The sequence below is a fragment of the Bradyrhizobium sp. 44 genome (genome assembly GCF_023073095.1).
Taxonomy (GTDB): Bacteria; Pseudomonadota; Alphaproteobacteria; order Rhizobiales; family Xanthobacteraceae; genus Bradyrhizobium.
This window is the reverse complement of record NZ_JADPIY010000014.1, coordinates 425,282-440,590: the sequence shown is the minus strand read 5'-3', so window position 1 is coordinate 440,590 and position 15,309 is coordinate 425,282. Positions and strand designations below refer to the sequence as shown.

Sequence of the window (15,309 nt, the reverse complement as noted above, 5' to 3'; positions counted from 1 at the left end):
GCCTTGCTGCCGCCGCGGCGGCGCCCCACGGAAACCCTAATCGAACCAGTTCCTTCCCTGCCGCGTCCAACCATGTTGGCGAGGCATTGGATCGCGCGTCCGGCTGGCGGCGGCGATGACTTGGAGGAGGGACTTGATGCGCATCACCGCAAGATGTTTGGCGACGACGAGCCTGGTTCTGGTGACCACGGCATTCGCGTCGTCGTCATGGGCCGCCGAATTGGGCGCCACGTCGGCCATCGATACCGTCACCGTTTACCCCGATGGCGCGACCGTAACCCGCGTCATCGCGGTGGACCTGCCGTCTGGCGACTCGACGCTCGTTGCCAAGGACTTCCCGCTTGGTCTCGACACCTCCTCGATCCGGGTGGAGGGTGAGGGAGGAGCGAAGCTCACCATCGGCACGATCGATGCGCGAACGCCACGTGCGGCGCCGGTCAATCTGCCGGAGCTGGACAAGCGCATCGAGGCGCTGACCGACCAACGAGCCGACCTGCAAGGCGCGATCGACTCGGCCAATGCGCGGCGCAAATTCGCGGAGCATTTTGCGGAAGCCTCCCCCGCCGGCATCGGCGACAAGGGCGAGGCGCGGCCGATTGCCGAATGGCGCACGGCCTTTGCCACCGTCGGCGAGGAAATTGCGAGCGCCGACACCGCCGTTCGCGACGCCACGCGCAAGATGCGCGAGATCGATCGGCAGATCGCCCAGTTCGAAGTCGAGCGCAAGGCCAAGCCGCCGAGCAAGCTCGAAGTCCGCATGGATATCGCCGCGCCGGCAGCAACCAAGGCGACGTTGAGGGTCACCTACAATGTGCGCAATGCGCGCTGGCTGCCGCTCTACGACGCCCGGCTCGACACCGGCGCGAAGGATCGCAAACCGCAGCTCGAGCTTGTCCGCCGCGCCGAGGTCACGCAATCCACCGGCGAGGACTGGTCGAACGTCGCGCTCGGCGTCTCCACGGTCCGCATCGGCCGCGGCGGCAGCGCGCCGGAGCTGAATTCGCTGGTCGCGCAATATCCGCAGGTGCCGAGGCCGCGGGCGCTGGGCTCAGTTTCGGATTCGGCAATGCCTGCAGCGGCGCCAATGCCGCAGCGAAAGATGGAAATATCGGCGGCCAAGGCGGCCGACGATATCCGCGAGCGCGCCGAAGAACAGCAGGCGGTCGCCGAGATCGGCGACTTCCAGGCCACCTACAAAATCCCCGGCCGCATCAGCCTCGGCGCCGCCGAGGGCGCCAAGAGCCTGCGCATCGCCTCGATGACCGTGCCCGCCGATCTCATGGTGCGCGCGGCGCCGGTGATGGACCCCACCGCGTTCCTCGAAGCCGGCTTCAAGCAGACCGACGACACGAGCCTGCTGCCGGGCAAGGTCGCAATCTATCGCGACGGGACTTTCGTCGGCCGCGGCAAGCTCTCGGCTTCGGCCAAGGACGATATCGTGCGGCTCGGCTTCGGCGCCGACGACAAGGTCCGGATCGAGCGCGCGGTGCTCAAGCGCAACGAAGGTTCGGCAGGCCTCCTGGTCACGACGTCGAAGACCGACGAGCGATCGTTCAAGACGACGATCCGCAACGGTCACGACTTCCCGATCAAGGTCGCGATCGAGGATCAGTTGCCGGTCAGCGAGAACGAGGACATCCTCGTCGAGATGTTGCCTGCGACCACGCCGCCGACCGCAAGCAACATTCGCGACCGGCGCGGCGTCCTGGAATGGTCGTTCGACGCCAAGCCCGGCGAGGTCAAGGACATCAACTTCGCCTGGCGCGTTCGCTGGCCGAAGGACAAGAGCATGGTGATCGTGCCGGCGGGCTGATGGGCGGCGCCGAAGTGCGATGCTGTCTTAGCTCGCGCTCGCTCACTCCCTGTCATGCCCCGCCTAGTGCGCAGTTGCGCACGGGGGCGGGGCATCCGGTACGCCGCAGCGTCACGATCTAATCCCTGGCGCCGCGGATTACTGGATCGCCCGGTCGAGCCGGGCGATGACCGTGTTGAAAGAGCATAGCTCACTTCGCCTTCAGGAAATCCGCGACATCGAGCAGCATGAACTCGTCGTCGTCGGCCTTGTTGGGATCGCGGCTGGACGAGAACGGCAGATTGTTGTCGTTGCCGACGATGATGTGGGTTTCGTCGACACGATCGACGTTCTCGATGGTGAAGAACGGGAAGGTGTAGACGCCGTCATTGAGCGGCTTCTTCGCCTTCTTGTCGGGATCCCTGATCTTCAGGAGGTCGATGTAGCCGATCTTGCGCACGGGCTTGCCGACATTGGCCTCGGTGAGCTCGATCTTGTAGACGCGCTTGAACTTCGCCACGTCGGGGAAGCAGTTCTCGCCGCGGCTGCCTTGCGGGCAGGCCTTGTCGGGCGTGCCTTCGCCGTTGTCGCGCTCGATGATCAGGCCGCTCGCCGGGTCGATCATGTTGAAGTCGCCGATGGCATTGCCGTTCTGCTCGAACACATACTGCCAGTAGCGGCCGGTGAACTTTTCCGCGGCGACGTCGAATTCGAGGATGCGCGAGGCTTCCTTGCCGTCGACTTTCTCCCAGTCCTTCTTCTCGGCATCCCAGAGCGGCCCCTCGAGCAGGCCGTAGAGAAACTTGCCGTCTTTCGAGGAAGCGAAGCCCTCATAACCCTTGGAGCGTCGGAGGTTGACGTTGCTGTAGGTCGCACCCGGCGCGCCCGGGGTCGCCACCGCCCAATGATCCGGCGAGCGCACCGGCTTGCCGTCGGCGACCGTCTCGAATACGGCTAGAATCTTGCCGGTCTTGTCGGCCTTCAGGATGTAAGGGCCGAACTCGTCGCCGATCCAGAAGGTGTCGCCGATAATCTGGAAACCTTCGGTGTCGAAGTCGGAGCCGGTGAGGTAACGCTTCTCGGTGTCTTCATGCACGATGCGGAACGGCACGCGTCTGTCGGGATCGTGCAGGAACACGGTCTCCAGCCGCTCGATCTTGCCGCCGGCCCAATCCATCCTGTAGCGGTTGAGGTACAGCATCGAATCCGGCGAATTGGCGCGCGCGCCCATGCCGTTGTCGGTGATGACCCAGAAAGTGCCGTCCCCAATCGACTTGATACCGGAATGGCCCTGCAGCGGCTGGCCCTTGAACGGCAGCGACACGCCGGTCGCCCGCTCATAGGACCTGCCCATCACCGTGCCGAGCGCGTCGACCCGCTTCCCGGTGGTGTATTTGCCGGATGTCTTGAGATCGGCCGGGGCATCAGCCGGCGCGTCGATGAACGTGGCGGCCGGCATCACCAAATGGCCGGCGAGCTTGGCGGGGAATTCGCCTTCGCTCTGCGCGAGCGCGGAGCTCGCGGTGAGGATGATCGTTGCGACGGTGCCAAGAAAAGTCGCGCGCATGTGCGTCTCCTGTTAACGGAGGACGTCTTATGCGGACCGCGCATTGCAGTTTTGTGAAACCGGGCCAAACGCCGCGGCCGACAGCTATTTTTTCAGGGGTGTTGGAATCTCGAAGCTGACGGCTTTGCTGTCGATCACATGGTGCGTGGGATCGGCCAGCTCCAGCAGGACCTTGTGGGGGCCGGGCTTCAGTCCGACCACGATCACGGTCTCGCCGCTGGCATCGACAAAATGCCACGGCGCATCGTCGACTGTAATATGGACGTGGCCGATGCGCGGCGATACGTCGAGCGCGCCCTTGCCAAACACCGGCACGACGTGGAGATTCTCCGTGGTGTACTGGATGAAGACGAGACCCTGCGCCAACTGTTCGGCGAGCGGCGGATCGACGATCAGCCGCGCAGGCGCCTCGTTTTCGATCGCGACCAGTGGCGATGGGCCGCGCACATCTCTGGCGGTTTGGGCGACGGCGGCTGCTGCGAACAAGGTGGAGGCCGCCAGAACGGCCACGCAGTCGAGAGCGGCATACATGCCGTTTCCTTCCGGGATGATCAGGCGATCTTGCGGGAGAGGAAGTTGCGAATTAACGGGACCATTTCGTCGAACTTGTCCTCGAGCGCGAAATGGCCGGTGTTGATGAGGTGAAATTCCACTTGGGGCAGGTCGCGTTTGTAGGGATGGGCGCCATCGGCCGGGAAGATGAAATCGTTCTTGCCCCAGACGATCAGGGTCGGCGGCTTGTGCTTGCGGAAGTAGGCCTGCACCGCGGGATACAGCGGCAAATTGGTCCGATAGTCGTAGAACAGGTCCATCTGGATTTCGCTGTTGCCAGGACGGTCGAGCAGCGCCTGATCCTGCACCCAGTTGTCGGGTGAAATCCGGCTGACGTCGGACATGCCGTCGGTGTACTGGAATTTCGTCGTTTCCAGCGTTACCAGCTTCATCAATGCCTGCCGACTGGCATCGGATCCGTCGGCCCAGTATTGCTTGATCGGATTCCAGAACTCCTTCAGCCCTTCGTCATAGGCGTTGCCGTTCTGCACGATCAGGCCGCTGATGCGCTCTGGATTTTTGAGCGCCAGGCGCCAGCCGACGGGAGCGCCGTAGTCCATGACGTACATCGCGTAGCGGGTGACGCCGAGCTGGTCGAGCAGGCCGCCGACAAGCTCGCCGAAACGGTCGAACGTGTACTTGAATGTCGCGCGCGGTGGCATCTCGCTCTGGCCATATCCGGGATAGTCGGGAGCGATCACGTGGTACTTGTCGGCCAGTGCCGGGATCAGGTTGCGGAACATGTGCGAGGAGGTCGGGAAGCCGTGCAGCAACAGCACAACCGGCGCGTCCTTCGGACCAGCCTCGCGATAGAAGATCTTGATCCCGTCGACGGTCTTGGTTCGATGATAGGTGACCGGATAGGCACCGGCGGTGTGTTCGTCGCGCTCCGGCTTCGCGGACGCTGCCGTCGAAGCAACTGCGACAGCCGCTCCGGACAACCCAAGAACGAGACGCCGACGATCGAGGAGCGATGGCTTGCGTGTGGTCTCTGCGGTTTTCATATTATTTCCTTTCAAAACGATGAGTTCGCCGACGGCCGCGAGGTTTTTTCAAACGCCCTGGTAGACCAGTCTGGTGAAGAAGCCGGGATCGATCACGAATTGCCCCCATATCGCGTCGAACGCCGCTGTCGGCTTCGCCGCAACGGTTTCATCGCGCGTTCGTCCCTGCTTCTTGAGGCGGGCGACGTTGTCGCGGATCCCGACGAGCATGTCGCGAAAGGCCTGGAACTCGGCTTTGTTGCCGACCGGCTTGCCATGCCCGGCGATGACGATCGTGTCCTTGTCCATCGCCGCGAGATTGGCGTCGCATGCAGCGATCATCCCGTCGATGCTGCCACCGGTCGAATAGTCGATAAACGGATAGATGCCGTTCCAGAACATGTCGGCGACGTGAACGATGTTGGCTTCTGCGAAGGTGACGGAGATGTCGCTGTCGGTGTGCGCGGGCCCGTAATACTTCAGGCCGATGGAGCTTCCGTTGAGCTTAAGCTCGCGGCTGTCGGCAAAGACTTCGCTGGGGATTCCGCCCGCGCCGAGCGGAAGGAAATTGTAGTCCCAGTCTTCGACTCGTTGGACTTCGAGCAGGTGCTTTCGGGTATTTTCCTGTGCAATGATCTTGGCGCCGGCTGCATGCAGCCATTCGTTGCCATCGGCATGATCGAAATGCCAGTGGGTGTTGACGAGATGGGTGACGGGATCGGCGCCGAGATCAGCCAGCGCTTTGGTGAGTTGCGGACGTGAGACGCGGATCCCCGCATCGATCAGCACTTTGCCGTCGGGCCCGGTCAGCACGGCAATGTTGCCGCCGGAGCCTTCCAGCACGGTGATGTTGTTTCGGAGCTTGTGCGTGACAATCGGCGATACTGCAGCGCTGTCCTTGATCAGGCTGACGATGCCTCGCGCCTCTGCGTAGGCTTCCCTAGGGCTAAGCCATCCCGAAGCGGCGGCGGTCGTGGCGCCGACGCAACACAGGCAGAAACCGCGTCGAGATAATGATGGGAGCTTTGGCGAACGCATGCAATTTTCGCTTTCTCGAGCGACAATCGACGGCGCCAATGATCGACCCCGCTGTCAGGATGGAGCGTGGGGCCAAGGAAACATGCGGTCTATCACGATAGCACGATCGGCTGCGCTTGCGCGCAGCCACGAATTACTCCTTTACCGCGCCCGTCAGCGACGACACGTAGTAATCGACGAACAGCGAGTAGAAGATCGCAACCGGCAGCGAGCCGAGCAGAGATCCCGCCATCAGCGCCCCCCATTGGTAGACGTCGCCGGTGACGAGCTCGGTCAGGATCGCGACCGGCACCGTCTTGTTGGCGCCGCTCTGGATGAAGGCGAGCGCGTAGATGAACTCGTTCCAGGACAGCGTGAAGGAGAAGATGCCGGCCGAGATCAGGCCGGGCACCGCCAGCGGCAGCGTGATCCGGCGTAGGATCTGGAGCCTGGTGGCGCCGTCCACCAGCGCGCATTCCTCGAGCTCGTAGGGGATCGACTTGAAATAGCCGATCAGGAGCCAGGTGCAGAACGGCACCAGGAAGGTCGGGTAGACCAGGATCAGTGCCAAGGGTGAATCGAACAGGCCGAACTGCACGACCACGGTTGCGAGTGGAATGAACAGGATCGACGGCGGCACGAGATAGGCAAGATAGATGCCGAGGCCGACATAAGGACTGCCGCGGAAGCGCAGGCGCTCGATCGCGTAGGCGGCCAGCGTGCTCGCGATCAGCGACAGCGTGGTCGCGCCGACCGCAACCAGCATCGTCGTCCATAGCCAGCGCGGATAGGCGGTATTGAACAAGAGGTGCTTGATGTGCGCCAACGTCGGCGAGGAGATCCAGAACGGGTTGTGCTCCTTGTAGTTCATCAGTTCCGCGTTCGGCTTGAACGACGTGATCGCCATCCAGTAGAACGGAAACAAGAGGATCAGCACGAAGCAACCGAGCGGCAGGTAGATCATCATCAGCCGCCGCAGCCCGGAATCCCAAGCCATGGTGTCCGGCGGTGTGGTGGCGACGGCGGCCGGCTGGGCGGTGGTATCAGTCATTGCTCTCTCCCTGCTGCCATTTGCGGCGCGCCAGGCCGAAATAAGAGAACAGCGTTGCGAACACGAGGAACGGGATCATCGACACCGCGATCGCCGCGCCCTCGCCGAGCTCGCCGCCGGCAATGCCGCGCTGGAAGGCTAGCGTGGCCAGCAAATGGGTCGAGTTGCCCGGACCGCCACGGGTGATGGCGTAGACGAGCTGGAAGTCGGTGAAAGTGAAGATGATCGAGAAGGTCATGACGATGGCGAGGATCGGCATCATCATCGGGAAGGTGATGTAGCGGAAGCGCTGCCAGGCGCTGGCGCCATCCAGCATCGCCGCCTCGTAGAGCGAGGGAGAGATGGTCTGCAGGCCCGCCAGCAGCGAGATCGCGACGAAGGGAATGCCGCGCCAGATGTTGGCGGCGATCAGCGAGAAGCGCGCCGGCCAGGGCGAGCCGAGGAAGTCGATATTGGTGGTGCGCCAGTGCAGCACGTCGACCAGAAGGTAGGAGATGATCGAGAACTGCGGATCGTAGATCCACCAGAACGCCAGCGCCGAGAGCACCGTCGGCACGATCCAGGGCATCAGGATGATCGCACGCAACAGGCTCTTGAACGGAAAATGGTTGTTGAGCAGCAGTGCCAGCCAGAAGCCCAGCGCGAACTTCCCGAAGGTCGCGATCCCCGTGTAGACCACGCTGTAGAACACCGCGTTCCACCATAGGGAATCGGTGAGCAGATACTGGAAGTTCTCCAATCCCACGAAGACGCCTTTTCTGCCGATCGTGGTGTCGGTGAAGGCGAGCCAGATGCCAAGACCCAGCGGATAGGTCAGGAACACCGTAAGCAGCCCGATCGCAGGTGCGAGGCACATCACGATCAGGAACGGCTTGTAGTCGAACAGGCGCGCCAGCCAGGAGGGCTGCCGTCGTGCGAGGGCGAGAGTGGGAAGTGTGGTCACGGACATCGGGTCTTTGTCCTGTCTGTGAAAGTCTCCACGCCCGTCATTGCGAGGAGCGAAGCGACGAAGCAATCCAGGCCGTAACCGCGGAGACAGGCTGGATTGCTTCGCTTCGCTCGCAATGACGCGCTTCTGTCCAGCGTTACTTCTGCCGCCGGAAGTACCGCTTGCAGCGCTGCTCCGCTTCCGCGGCCGCGGCTTCCGGTGTGGCAGCGCCGGTCGCGACGGATGCGAACATCTGGATCAGCACGTAGTCGGCGCTGACGGCACCGGTCGCGGTCGAGATCGGACCCGCATAGCCGTCGTAATAGGTGCTGTTCATCGTGTCCTTGAACAGCTTCACCTTGGGGTCCTGCGACCACACGGCGGCCTCGGCATAGGCGGCCAGCGGCTGGGACCAGTAGCCGGAATTGGCGTTGAGCCAAGGCTCGTATTGGTCCTTTTCCAGCATGTATTGCAGGAAGGCCTTCGCGGCGTTGGGGTACTGGCTGTGCTTGAACACCATGGCGTTCAGCGTCAGGCCCGCCATCGGCGAGACCTTGGCCAAGCCCTTCGGCAGCAACTGATGCTCGCTGTCGTCGGCGATCGCCTTGGTCGCCGGATCGTTCTTCAGCGAGAAATACAGCGAGACGCCGTTCGCGGTCAGCGCGATCTCCTGCGCCGCGTAGGCGCGGTTGTTGCTGACGTCATTCCAGGACGTCGTGCCGGCGATGAAGGTCGGGTAGAGCTGCTTGACCCAGTTCAGCGCGGCGATCGTCTCCTTGCTGTTGATGATGACGTTGCCCTCTTCGTCGAGCAGGGCTGCGTTGTGCGACCATAGCGCCCAGCTTGCGAACCCGTTGCCGTCCCCCTTGGCATTGCCGAGGGCGAAGCCCGCCGGCTTGCCGGCCTTCTGGAGCTTCTGGCACAGGTCGAGGATTCCGGCATGGTCTTCCGGCACCTTGTCGAAGCCGACCGATTGCAGGATCGACTTGCGGTAGATCAGGGGACCCGCAGTGGCTCCGAACGGCAGCCCGATCCAAATGGGGCTCTTGTTCTTCTTGCCGTAGCGCTGCGCCAGCGGCAGCCAGCCGCCGTACCGCTTGCCGAGATAATCGGCGACGTCGGTCAGCTCGACCAGCTTGTCGAGATAGATGTGCGGTGCGTCGGAGAAACCGATGATGATGTCGGGACCGGCGCCGGAATTCGAGGTCACCGCGGTCTGCTGGTTGATGTCCTCCCAGCCGACGAAGTCGACCTTGACCTCGACGCCCGTTTCCTTGGTGAATTTTGCTGCATTGGCGCGGAACACATCCTCGTCGGCCTGGACGAAACGTACCGGTCGCAGCATGCGCAGGGATGCGCCTTTCTCGATCGGCAGCTTCGGTGTGGGGACGTCCGCGGCCTTGATCGCGGATTGGGCATTCGCCGGAGCACCGGTTGCCGCGATTGCCGCAGCGGACAGGCCCAGCGCCAAGGCATCACGACGTGTGATGTCGTTCCTCATCGGTTCCTCCCTATGTGTTTCCCTTCCCGGCGTTGATCGCCGGTGAAGGGTCTTTCCGGTTGCCGGCGCGCCTTCGCGGCCGTCCCGCCTAGCTGTTCGGGCCGCGGTCCATGCTGACAGGCTGCCAGCGGCGGAGCGCGGTGTCTTGCAGCACCGACGGATTGACGCAGCTTACCGGCCACATGCCCTGAAGCACCAGTGACAATTCGTAGCCCACCCGGCGCTTGCGCGCCTCGTCAAACCGTGCCGAGGCGGAGGCGACATGGGCGGTCAGGGTGACGTTTTCCATGCCGAGCAGCGGATTGTTGTGCGAGGGCGGCTCCTTCTCCAGCACATCGAGGGCGGCATGGGCGATCCAGCCCTCCTGAAGCGCCTTGATCAGGCTTTCCTCGTCCACGGTGGCGCCGCGGCCTGTGTTGATGAAGACCGAGCCCTTCTTCATCTGCCGGAAGTGCTTCTCGGTGAGCATGTGATGCACCTCGGGCCGGGCGGGGGCGTGCATCGAGAGGAAGTCGGATTGCGACAACACCTCGTTCAGCGTCGCCGGAATCACGCCGTGGTCGGACATCAGCGTTTCCTGGATGAAGGGATCGTAGGCCATCATCCGCAGGCCGAACGGAGCTGCGCGTTTCGCAACTGCACGCGCCACGCGCCCGAACGAGATGAAGCCGAGCGTCTGGCCCATCAGCCGCGGAATCTTCGACAACGCCGGCCGGCCCTCGGCCCAGCGGCCGCTGCGCACCATCCGGTCCTGCTCGACCAGCCGGCGGAAGCCCGCGAGCAGCAGCATCATAGCGTGGTCGGCGACCTCCTCGATGAAGGTGTCGGGGATGTTGGTGACGGGAATGCCGCGCGCGGTTGCGGCCTTGATGTCGACGCTGTCGACGCCGACCGAGCCGAGCGTAATGACCTTGCAGCTCTCCAGCGCGTCGATGATGGTCTTGGTGATCGGGATGCCCTTCGCGTAGATGGCGTCCGCTGTCTTCGCGGCGGCGATGAACCCGGCCTCATCGGCCGGCGCCTCGACGATCTCGGCGTCGATCGGATCGAGCGCCTCGCGCTCGTAGGAATAATCGCTGCTCGCGACCGTGAAGCTCGCGCCCTTCGGCGTCACGATCCTGTATTTCGGCATGTCCTGCTCCCGATTTGGTTTCTTGTTGTGACCCGGCCTTCGCGCGGGCCTTTGCGTCTTTTACGCGAAATCTGGGATGTCGCGTACAATTCCAGGTTGTCGTTGAGGCAATTTATACGACTGGTCCGACGTCTTCTCCGGGCTTTTACGGGGCGCCCCGTAACAGCTTGCTAAGGGGTCACCCCCTAAAAGTTAATTTGATTTCGATCGATTCACTCGCGCGTCCTTATCCCTTTGTTGCCGGAGCATCCCGTGAAATTGAGCAATCTGAAGATCGCCCCCAAGCTCGGCATCCTTGTCGGCGTCACCTTGTTCGGCTTGTGCATTTCCGGGGTCCTCTCCGGGTACCTGATGAAGCAGGAGATGGTGAACGCGCGCATCGAGCAGGCCAAGGCCATCGTCGACATGGGCCGCAACTATGCGGTGGCGCTGAAGAAGCGGGTGGATGCGGGCGAGATGACGAAGGACGCCGCGATGGCTGATCTTCGTCGCTACGGCAACGCGATGACCTATGACAAAGGCGCCGGTTATCTCTTCGGAACGTCCTATGACGGTATCACGCAGCTGGCGCCAGATCCGAAGCAGATCGGCAGCAACCGCATGGAAGTTCTCACCAATGGCCGCAAACTGTCTTGGGAGCTGATGAACGGCGCGAAGGCCAACGGTTCGATCCTTTTGACCTATGAATACGCGAAACCGGGCCAGGAAGGCTTGATCCGGAAGATGGGCTACGCGGTGGCCGTCCCCGAACTCGAGATGTATCTCGGCACCGGCGCCTATCTCGACGACATCGACGCAAAGATGGGCCCGGTCTACTGGCTGCTCGGTCTCGCCATGTTCGGCATCGTCATCGTCGCCGGAAGCGTCGCCTGGCTGCTCGGCCGCAGCATCAGCGGTCCGCTGGTTCTGCTCGGCGCCCGCATGAAGGATCTCGCCGAGGGCAAGCTCGAGGGTGACATTCCCGGCGTCGGCCGTGGCGACGAGGTCGGCGCGATGGCGTCGACCGTCCAGATCTTCAAGGACAACGCACTGCGCATTCGCGACCTCGAGAAGACCGAAGCCGATGCGAAGGATCGTGTCGCGGCGGAACGTCGCAGCGCGATGGAGGGTATCGCCAGCGATTTCGAACGCAGCGTCAACGGCATCGTCCGCTCGGTCTCCTCGGCCGCGACGGGCATGCAAGCCACCGCTCAATCGATGACCGCGACCGCCAGCGACGCCTCTTCGCGTGCGGCGACCGTCGGCGCGGCGTCGCAGAGAGCGTCTGGCAATGTCGGCACGGTTGCCGCCGCTGCCGAAGAGCTGTCGAGCTCGGTTGCGGAAATCTCCCGCCAGGTCACCCGCTCGACCGAAGTGGCGAGCCGCGCCGTCAACGACGCCGAGCGTACCAACGCCACGGTGCAGGAACTCTCCACCGGCGCCGAGAAGATCGGCGAGGTGGTCAAGCTGATCCACTCGATCGCGGCACAGACCAACCTGCTGGCGCTGAACGCCACCATCGAGGCGGCGCGCGCCGGTGAATCCGGCCGCGGCTTCGCCGTCGTCGCTTCCGAAGTCAAGGCGCTCGCCAACCAGACCGCCAAGGCCACCGAGGAAATCTCCGCCCAGGTCGCAGCGATGCAGACCTCGACCAGCGATGCCGTCGCCGCCATCGGCGGCATCACCCAGACCATCGCCGAGATGAGCCAGATCACCGCGGGCATTTCCGCATCGATCGAGCAGCAGGGCGAGGCAACCCGCGAGATCGCCCGCAACATCCAGTCGGTTGCAGCCGGATCGAACGAGATCAACGCCAATATCGGCAGCGTCACCTCCGCCGCGGAAGCGACCGGCACGGCGGCAAGCGACGTGCTCACCAATGCCCGCGAGCTCGACAGCCAGTCCGGCGCGCTGCGCAGCGCAGTCGACGGCTTCCTCGCCAAGGTGCGCGCGGCGTAAGTTCTTGCACTGAATGCGTAGGTGGGCAAAGACGCGAAGCGTCGTGCCCACCTTTTCTTTTTGAGTTCGCGGTAACTTCTCGGTGGGCACGCTTCTCTTTGCCCAGCCTACGAGACCGTCCTACTGCTTCTCGATCCCCGCCTCGCGGATCAGTTTCTCCCACAACACGAGCTGTTCGTTCACGAACGTGCCGAGCTGCTCCGGCGTGCCTGAAAACGCGTCCATGCCGAGGGTGGCGAGCTGGGCCTTGATCTCCGGCTTCTCGACGATCTTCCGGATCTCGGCGTTGAGCCGCGTCACGATCTCCTTGGGCATGCCGGCGGGGCCGAAATAGCCCTGCCACGACGAGATGTCGAAGTCCGGCACGCCGGCCTCCTGCATCGAGGGCAGGTTCGGCACCAGTGACGAGCGGTCCTTTGTCGTGACGGCGAGCGCGCGTAGCGCGTTGCCCTGGACATGCGGCAGGCCGGTCAGGATGTCCACGAACATCATCGAGACGCGGCCGCCCATGACGTCGTTGAGCGCCGGCGGCGAGCTCTTGTAGGGCACGTGCAGGAGGTCGAGGCCGGCATTGTGCGCAAACGTCGCGCCAGAGACGATCGCCGAGGACGAGCCCGAGGCGTAGCTCAGCTTGCCCGGATTGGCCTTGCCGTACGCGATGAGCTCGCCGACCGTCTTGGCCGGCACCTCCGGGTGGATCACCAGCATGAAGGGCAGGTCGCCGGTGCGCGCGATCGGGGTGAAGTCCTTGACCGGATCATAGGTCAGGCTTTTGAGCAGATAGGGATTGGCCGAATGCGTGGTGTTGGTGGTCACCAGCAGCGTGTAGCCGTCGGGCGCGGCGCGCGCGACATAGGTGGCGGCAATCATGCCGTTGGCGCCCGCCTTGTTCTCGATGACGATGCCGACGCCGAGTGCCTGCGACAAATGCTGCGAGATCAGCCGCGTCGTGGTGTCGGTGCCGCTGCCGGCCGCGAACGGCAGCACCAGCGTGATGTTGCGGCTCGGATAGTTGTCGGCCTGCACCGCGGATGCGGCGGCGAGACAAAGGGCGGCCGTGCCGATGGCACGCAGGTTTCGGATCAACGCTGAAAGCATGTCTGGTCGTTCCCTCTTTTTTCGTTGGCGCGGAACCTAGCGTCTCCTCGTCGAAATCGGAAGGCGCGAGTTTGTCGCCTCGTCTCGCGGTGCGGAATTACTTCACCGCAGAGCCCTGGCGCGAGGCGATCACGACGCCGGCGAGCACCAGCAGGTAGCCGATCAGGTGGAATGGCTGGATCTTTTCGCCGAGCAGCAGGATCGCCATCGCCGAGCCGAACACCGGCACCAGATGGAAGAACGGCGCGGCGCGGTTCGGGCCGATCAGCGCCACGCCCCGGTTGAAGAACAAATAGGCCAGCGTCGAGGGAAAGATCAGGATGTAGCCCAGCGTCGCCAGCGTCACGCCGTCGAGTTGCAGGACGCGGCCGCTCCAGGCCTCCCAGATCGCGGTCGGCAGCAGCATCGTCGCGCCGCAGCAGGTGGTGAAGGAGAGAAAGGAGAGTTGGTGGATCTTCGGTCGGCGCGGGATGAAGGCAGAGTAGATTCCGAACGCCACCAGCGAGGAGGCGAACATGATGTCGCCCCTGTTGAAGCTGATGCTCGCGAGCGCGGCGAGATCGCCGCGCAGGATGATGATCAGCACGCCGAGAAGCGAGATCCCGATGCCGGCGAGCTGCGCACCGGTCAGCCGTACACCGAACAGCACCAGCGACCACAGCGCCACGAACAGCGGTCCGGCCGACTGGATCAGCAGCGCGTTCAGCGCCTCCGTGTACTGCATCGCCCAGTACGAGATCGCATTGTTGAAGGCAAAGCCCACCAGCGACAGGAACAGCATCAGCGGCAGGCTCTTGCGCAGATTCGGCCAGTCGCGCTTCAGGTGCGGCCAGGCGAACGGCAGGAGGATCAGGAACACGCCGAACCAGCGGATCGTGGTCACCGTCAGCGGCGGCACATGCGCGCCGACATGGCGCGCGAGCACGATGTTGCCGGCCCAGAACAGCGAGCTCAGGCTGAGCAGCAGATAAGGCTGGTTGTTGAGCCAACTGGCCGGATTGGAGGCCGGTGGCGCGGGCGAGGCGATCGTCATTGGCGTTGGATGCGAGCTTGCGCCGGATTTACGTCGTGACACAAGTCACGCGGCCGCAATGCTACAATGCAGGCGTGACCAGAGGAGGCGGCATTGGCGGTTAATATGTTGAACATCGGCGGCCTGGAGCGGCTCGATCGGCATGCACCGGTGGTGATGCTGAACCTGATGCGCTTCCACGCGCGCTCGGGCGACGGCGACGGTTCCGGCTGGGACGCCTATTTGCGCTACAGTGCCGTCACAGTGCCGATGATCAAGGCGCGCGGCGGCACGCTGCTCTGGACCGGCGACGCCAAGACGGTCGCGCTCGGCCCGCACGATGGCAACGACTGGGACTTCGTGGCGCTGGTCTACTATCCGAGCATCGCGGCCTTCCTCGACATGATGAAGTCGGAGGCCTACGAGCGTGACGCCGATCCGCACCGGCGCAACGCCTGCGCCGAGCATGTGATCGTTGCGACGGAGCAAGCCTACAGTAAATTCAGCGCCGGCTGATCCTGCCGGACTCACGGACTAAGTGTGCGTGTTTCGATGTTTTTTGCAACCTTTGGGCGCGACTTCGACGCAGTTGCGCGCCCAATGTGAACTATTCGGTTGCCTGAGGGTGCCAAAGATGGTGCCTTTGGCCGGTGAGCGCGGATGACCGGCATTGCAGGCTAGGCATAACGCGTTGCGGTGCTGCTTCCTCCTGGTCGACTATTGCTTCGTTGGGGATCA

13 protein-coding genes are annotated in these 15,309 nt (G+C 63.4%); 3 read left to right on the top strand and 10 right to left on the bottom strand.

The window, feature by feature from the left end; translation table 11 throughout:
- Window positions 1-136 precede the first annotated feature (136 nt).
- Window positions 137-1,813: a mucoidy inhibitor MuiA family protein gene (locus tag IVB41_RS12970; protein ID WP_247431648.1), complete on the top strand. Its 1,677-nt coding sequence runs from the start codon at window positions 137-139 to the stop codon at window positions 1,811-1,813.
- A 190-nt stretch (window positions 1,814-2,003) separates the two neighbouring features.
- Here IVB41_RS12970 and IVB41_RS12965 read toward each other — a convergent pair whose 3' ends face one another.
- From IVB41_RS12965 to IVB41_RS12930, 8 genes are all read right to left on the bottom strand, one after another.
- A complete protein-coding gene (locus tag IVB41_RS12965) occupies window positions 2,004-3,359 on the bottom strand; it encodes an esterase-like activity of phytase family protein (protein WP_247431645.1) in 1,356 nt (451 codons plus the stop codon).
- Window positions 3,360-3,443: 84 nt separating this feature from the next.
- Window positions 3,444-3,890, bottom strand: a complete 447-nt coding sequence (locus IVB41_RS12960) for a DUF6130 family protein (protein ID WP_247431643.1) — start codon at window positions 3,888-3,890, stop codon at window positions 3,444-3,446.
- 20 nt (window positions 3,891-3,910) lie between these two features.
- Complete coding sequence (locus IVB41_RS12955; protein ID WP_247287642.1) at window positions 3,911-4,915, bottom strand: alpha/beta fold hydrolase; 1,005 nt, start codon at window positions 4,913-4,915, stop codon at window positions 3,911-3,913.
- A 48-nt stretch (window positions 4,916-4,963) separates the two neighbouring features.
- Entirely contained in the window at window positions 4,964-5,932 is a 969-nt protein-coding gene (locus IVB41_RS12950; RefSeq protein ID WP_247431640.1) for an MBL fold metallo-hydrolase, read from the bottom strand.
- Window positions 5,933-6,065: 133 nt separating this feature from the next.
- A complete protein-coding gene (locus IVB41_RS12945) occupies window positions 6,066-6,962 on the bottom strand; it encodes a carbohydrate ABC transporter permease (RefSeq protein ID WP_027519957.1) in 897 nt (298 codons plus the stop codon).
- Window positions 6,955-7,911: a carbohydrate ABC transporter permease gene (locus IVB41_RS12940; RefSeq protein WP_247431637.1), complete on the bottom strand. Its 957-nt coding sequence runs from the start codon at window positions 7,909-7,911 to the stop codon at window positions 6,955-6,957. Before IVB41_RS12940 ends, IVB41_RS12945 begins: the two co-directional genes overlap by 8 nt.
- A 136-nt stretch (window positions 7,912-8,047) precedes the next feature.
- Window positions 8,048-9,391, bottom strand: a complete 1,344-nt coding sequence (locus IVB41_RS12935; RefSeq protein ID WP_247431634.1) for an ABC transporter substrate-binding protein — start codon at window positions 9,389-9,391, stop codon at window positions 8,048-8,050.
- 88 nt (window positions 9,392-9,479) lie between these two features.
- Window positions 9,480-10,523 (bottom strand): C-terminal binding protein, encoded by a 1,044-nt coding sequence (locus IVB41_RS12930; RefSeq protein ID WP_247431631.1) that lies wholly within the window; start codon window positions 10,521-10,523, stop codon window positions 9,480-9,482.
- Window positions 10,524-10,775: 252 nt separating this feature from the next.
- Here IVB41_RS12930 and IVB41_RS12925 point away from each other — a divergent pair, with 252 nt between their 5' ends.
- Window positions 10,776-12,461, top strand: coding sequence for a methyl-accepting chemotaxis protein (locus IVB41_RS12925; protein WP_247431629.1), 1,686 nt, complete (start codon window positions 10,776-10,778; stop codon window positions 12,459-12,461).
- A 120-nt stretch (window positions 12,462-12,581) separates the two neighbouring features.
- Here IVB41_RS12925 and IVB41_RS12920 read toward each other — a convergent pair whose 3' ends face one another.
- A complete protein-coding gene (locus tag IVB41_RS12920; RefSeq protein WP_247431626.1) occupies window positions 12,582-13,559 on the bottom strand; it encodes a tripartite tricarboxylate transporter substrate binding protein in 978 nt (325 codons plus the stop codon).
- Window positions 13,560-13,656: 97 nt separating this feature from the next.
- Window positions 13,657-14,592 (bottom strand): DMT family transporter, encoded by a 936-nt coding sequence (locus IVB41_RS12915; protein ID WP_007614154.1) that lies wholly within the window; start codon window positions 14,590-14,592, stop codon window positions 13,657-13,659.
- Window positions 14,593-14,685: 93 nt separating this feature from the next.
- Here IVB41_RS12915 and IVB41_RS12910 point away from each other — a divergent pair, with 93 nt between their 5' ends.
- Entirely contained in the window at window positions 14,686-15,087 is a 402-nt protein-coding gene (locus IVB41_RS12910) for a DUF1330 domain-containing protein (protein ID WP_247431623.1), read from the top strand.
- Window positions 15,088-15,309 lie beyond the last annotated feature (222 nt).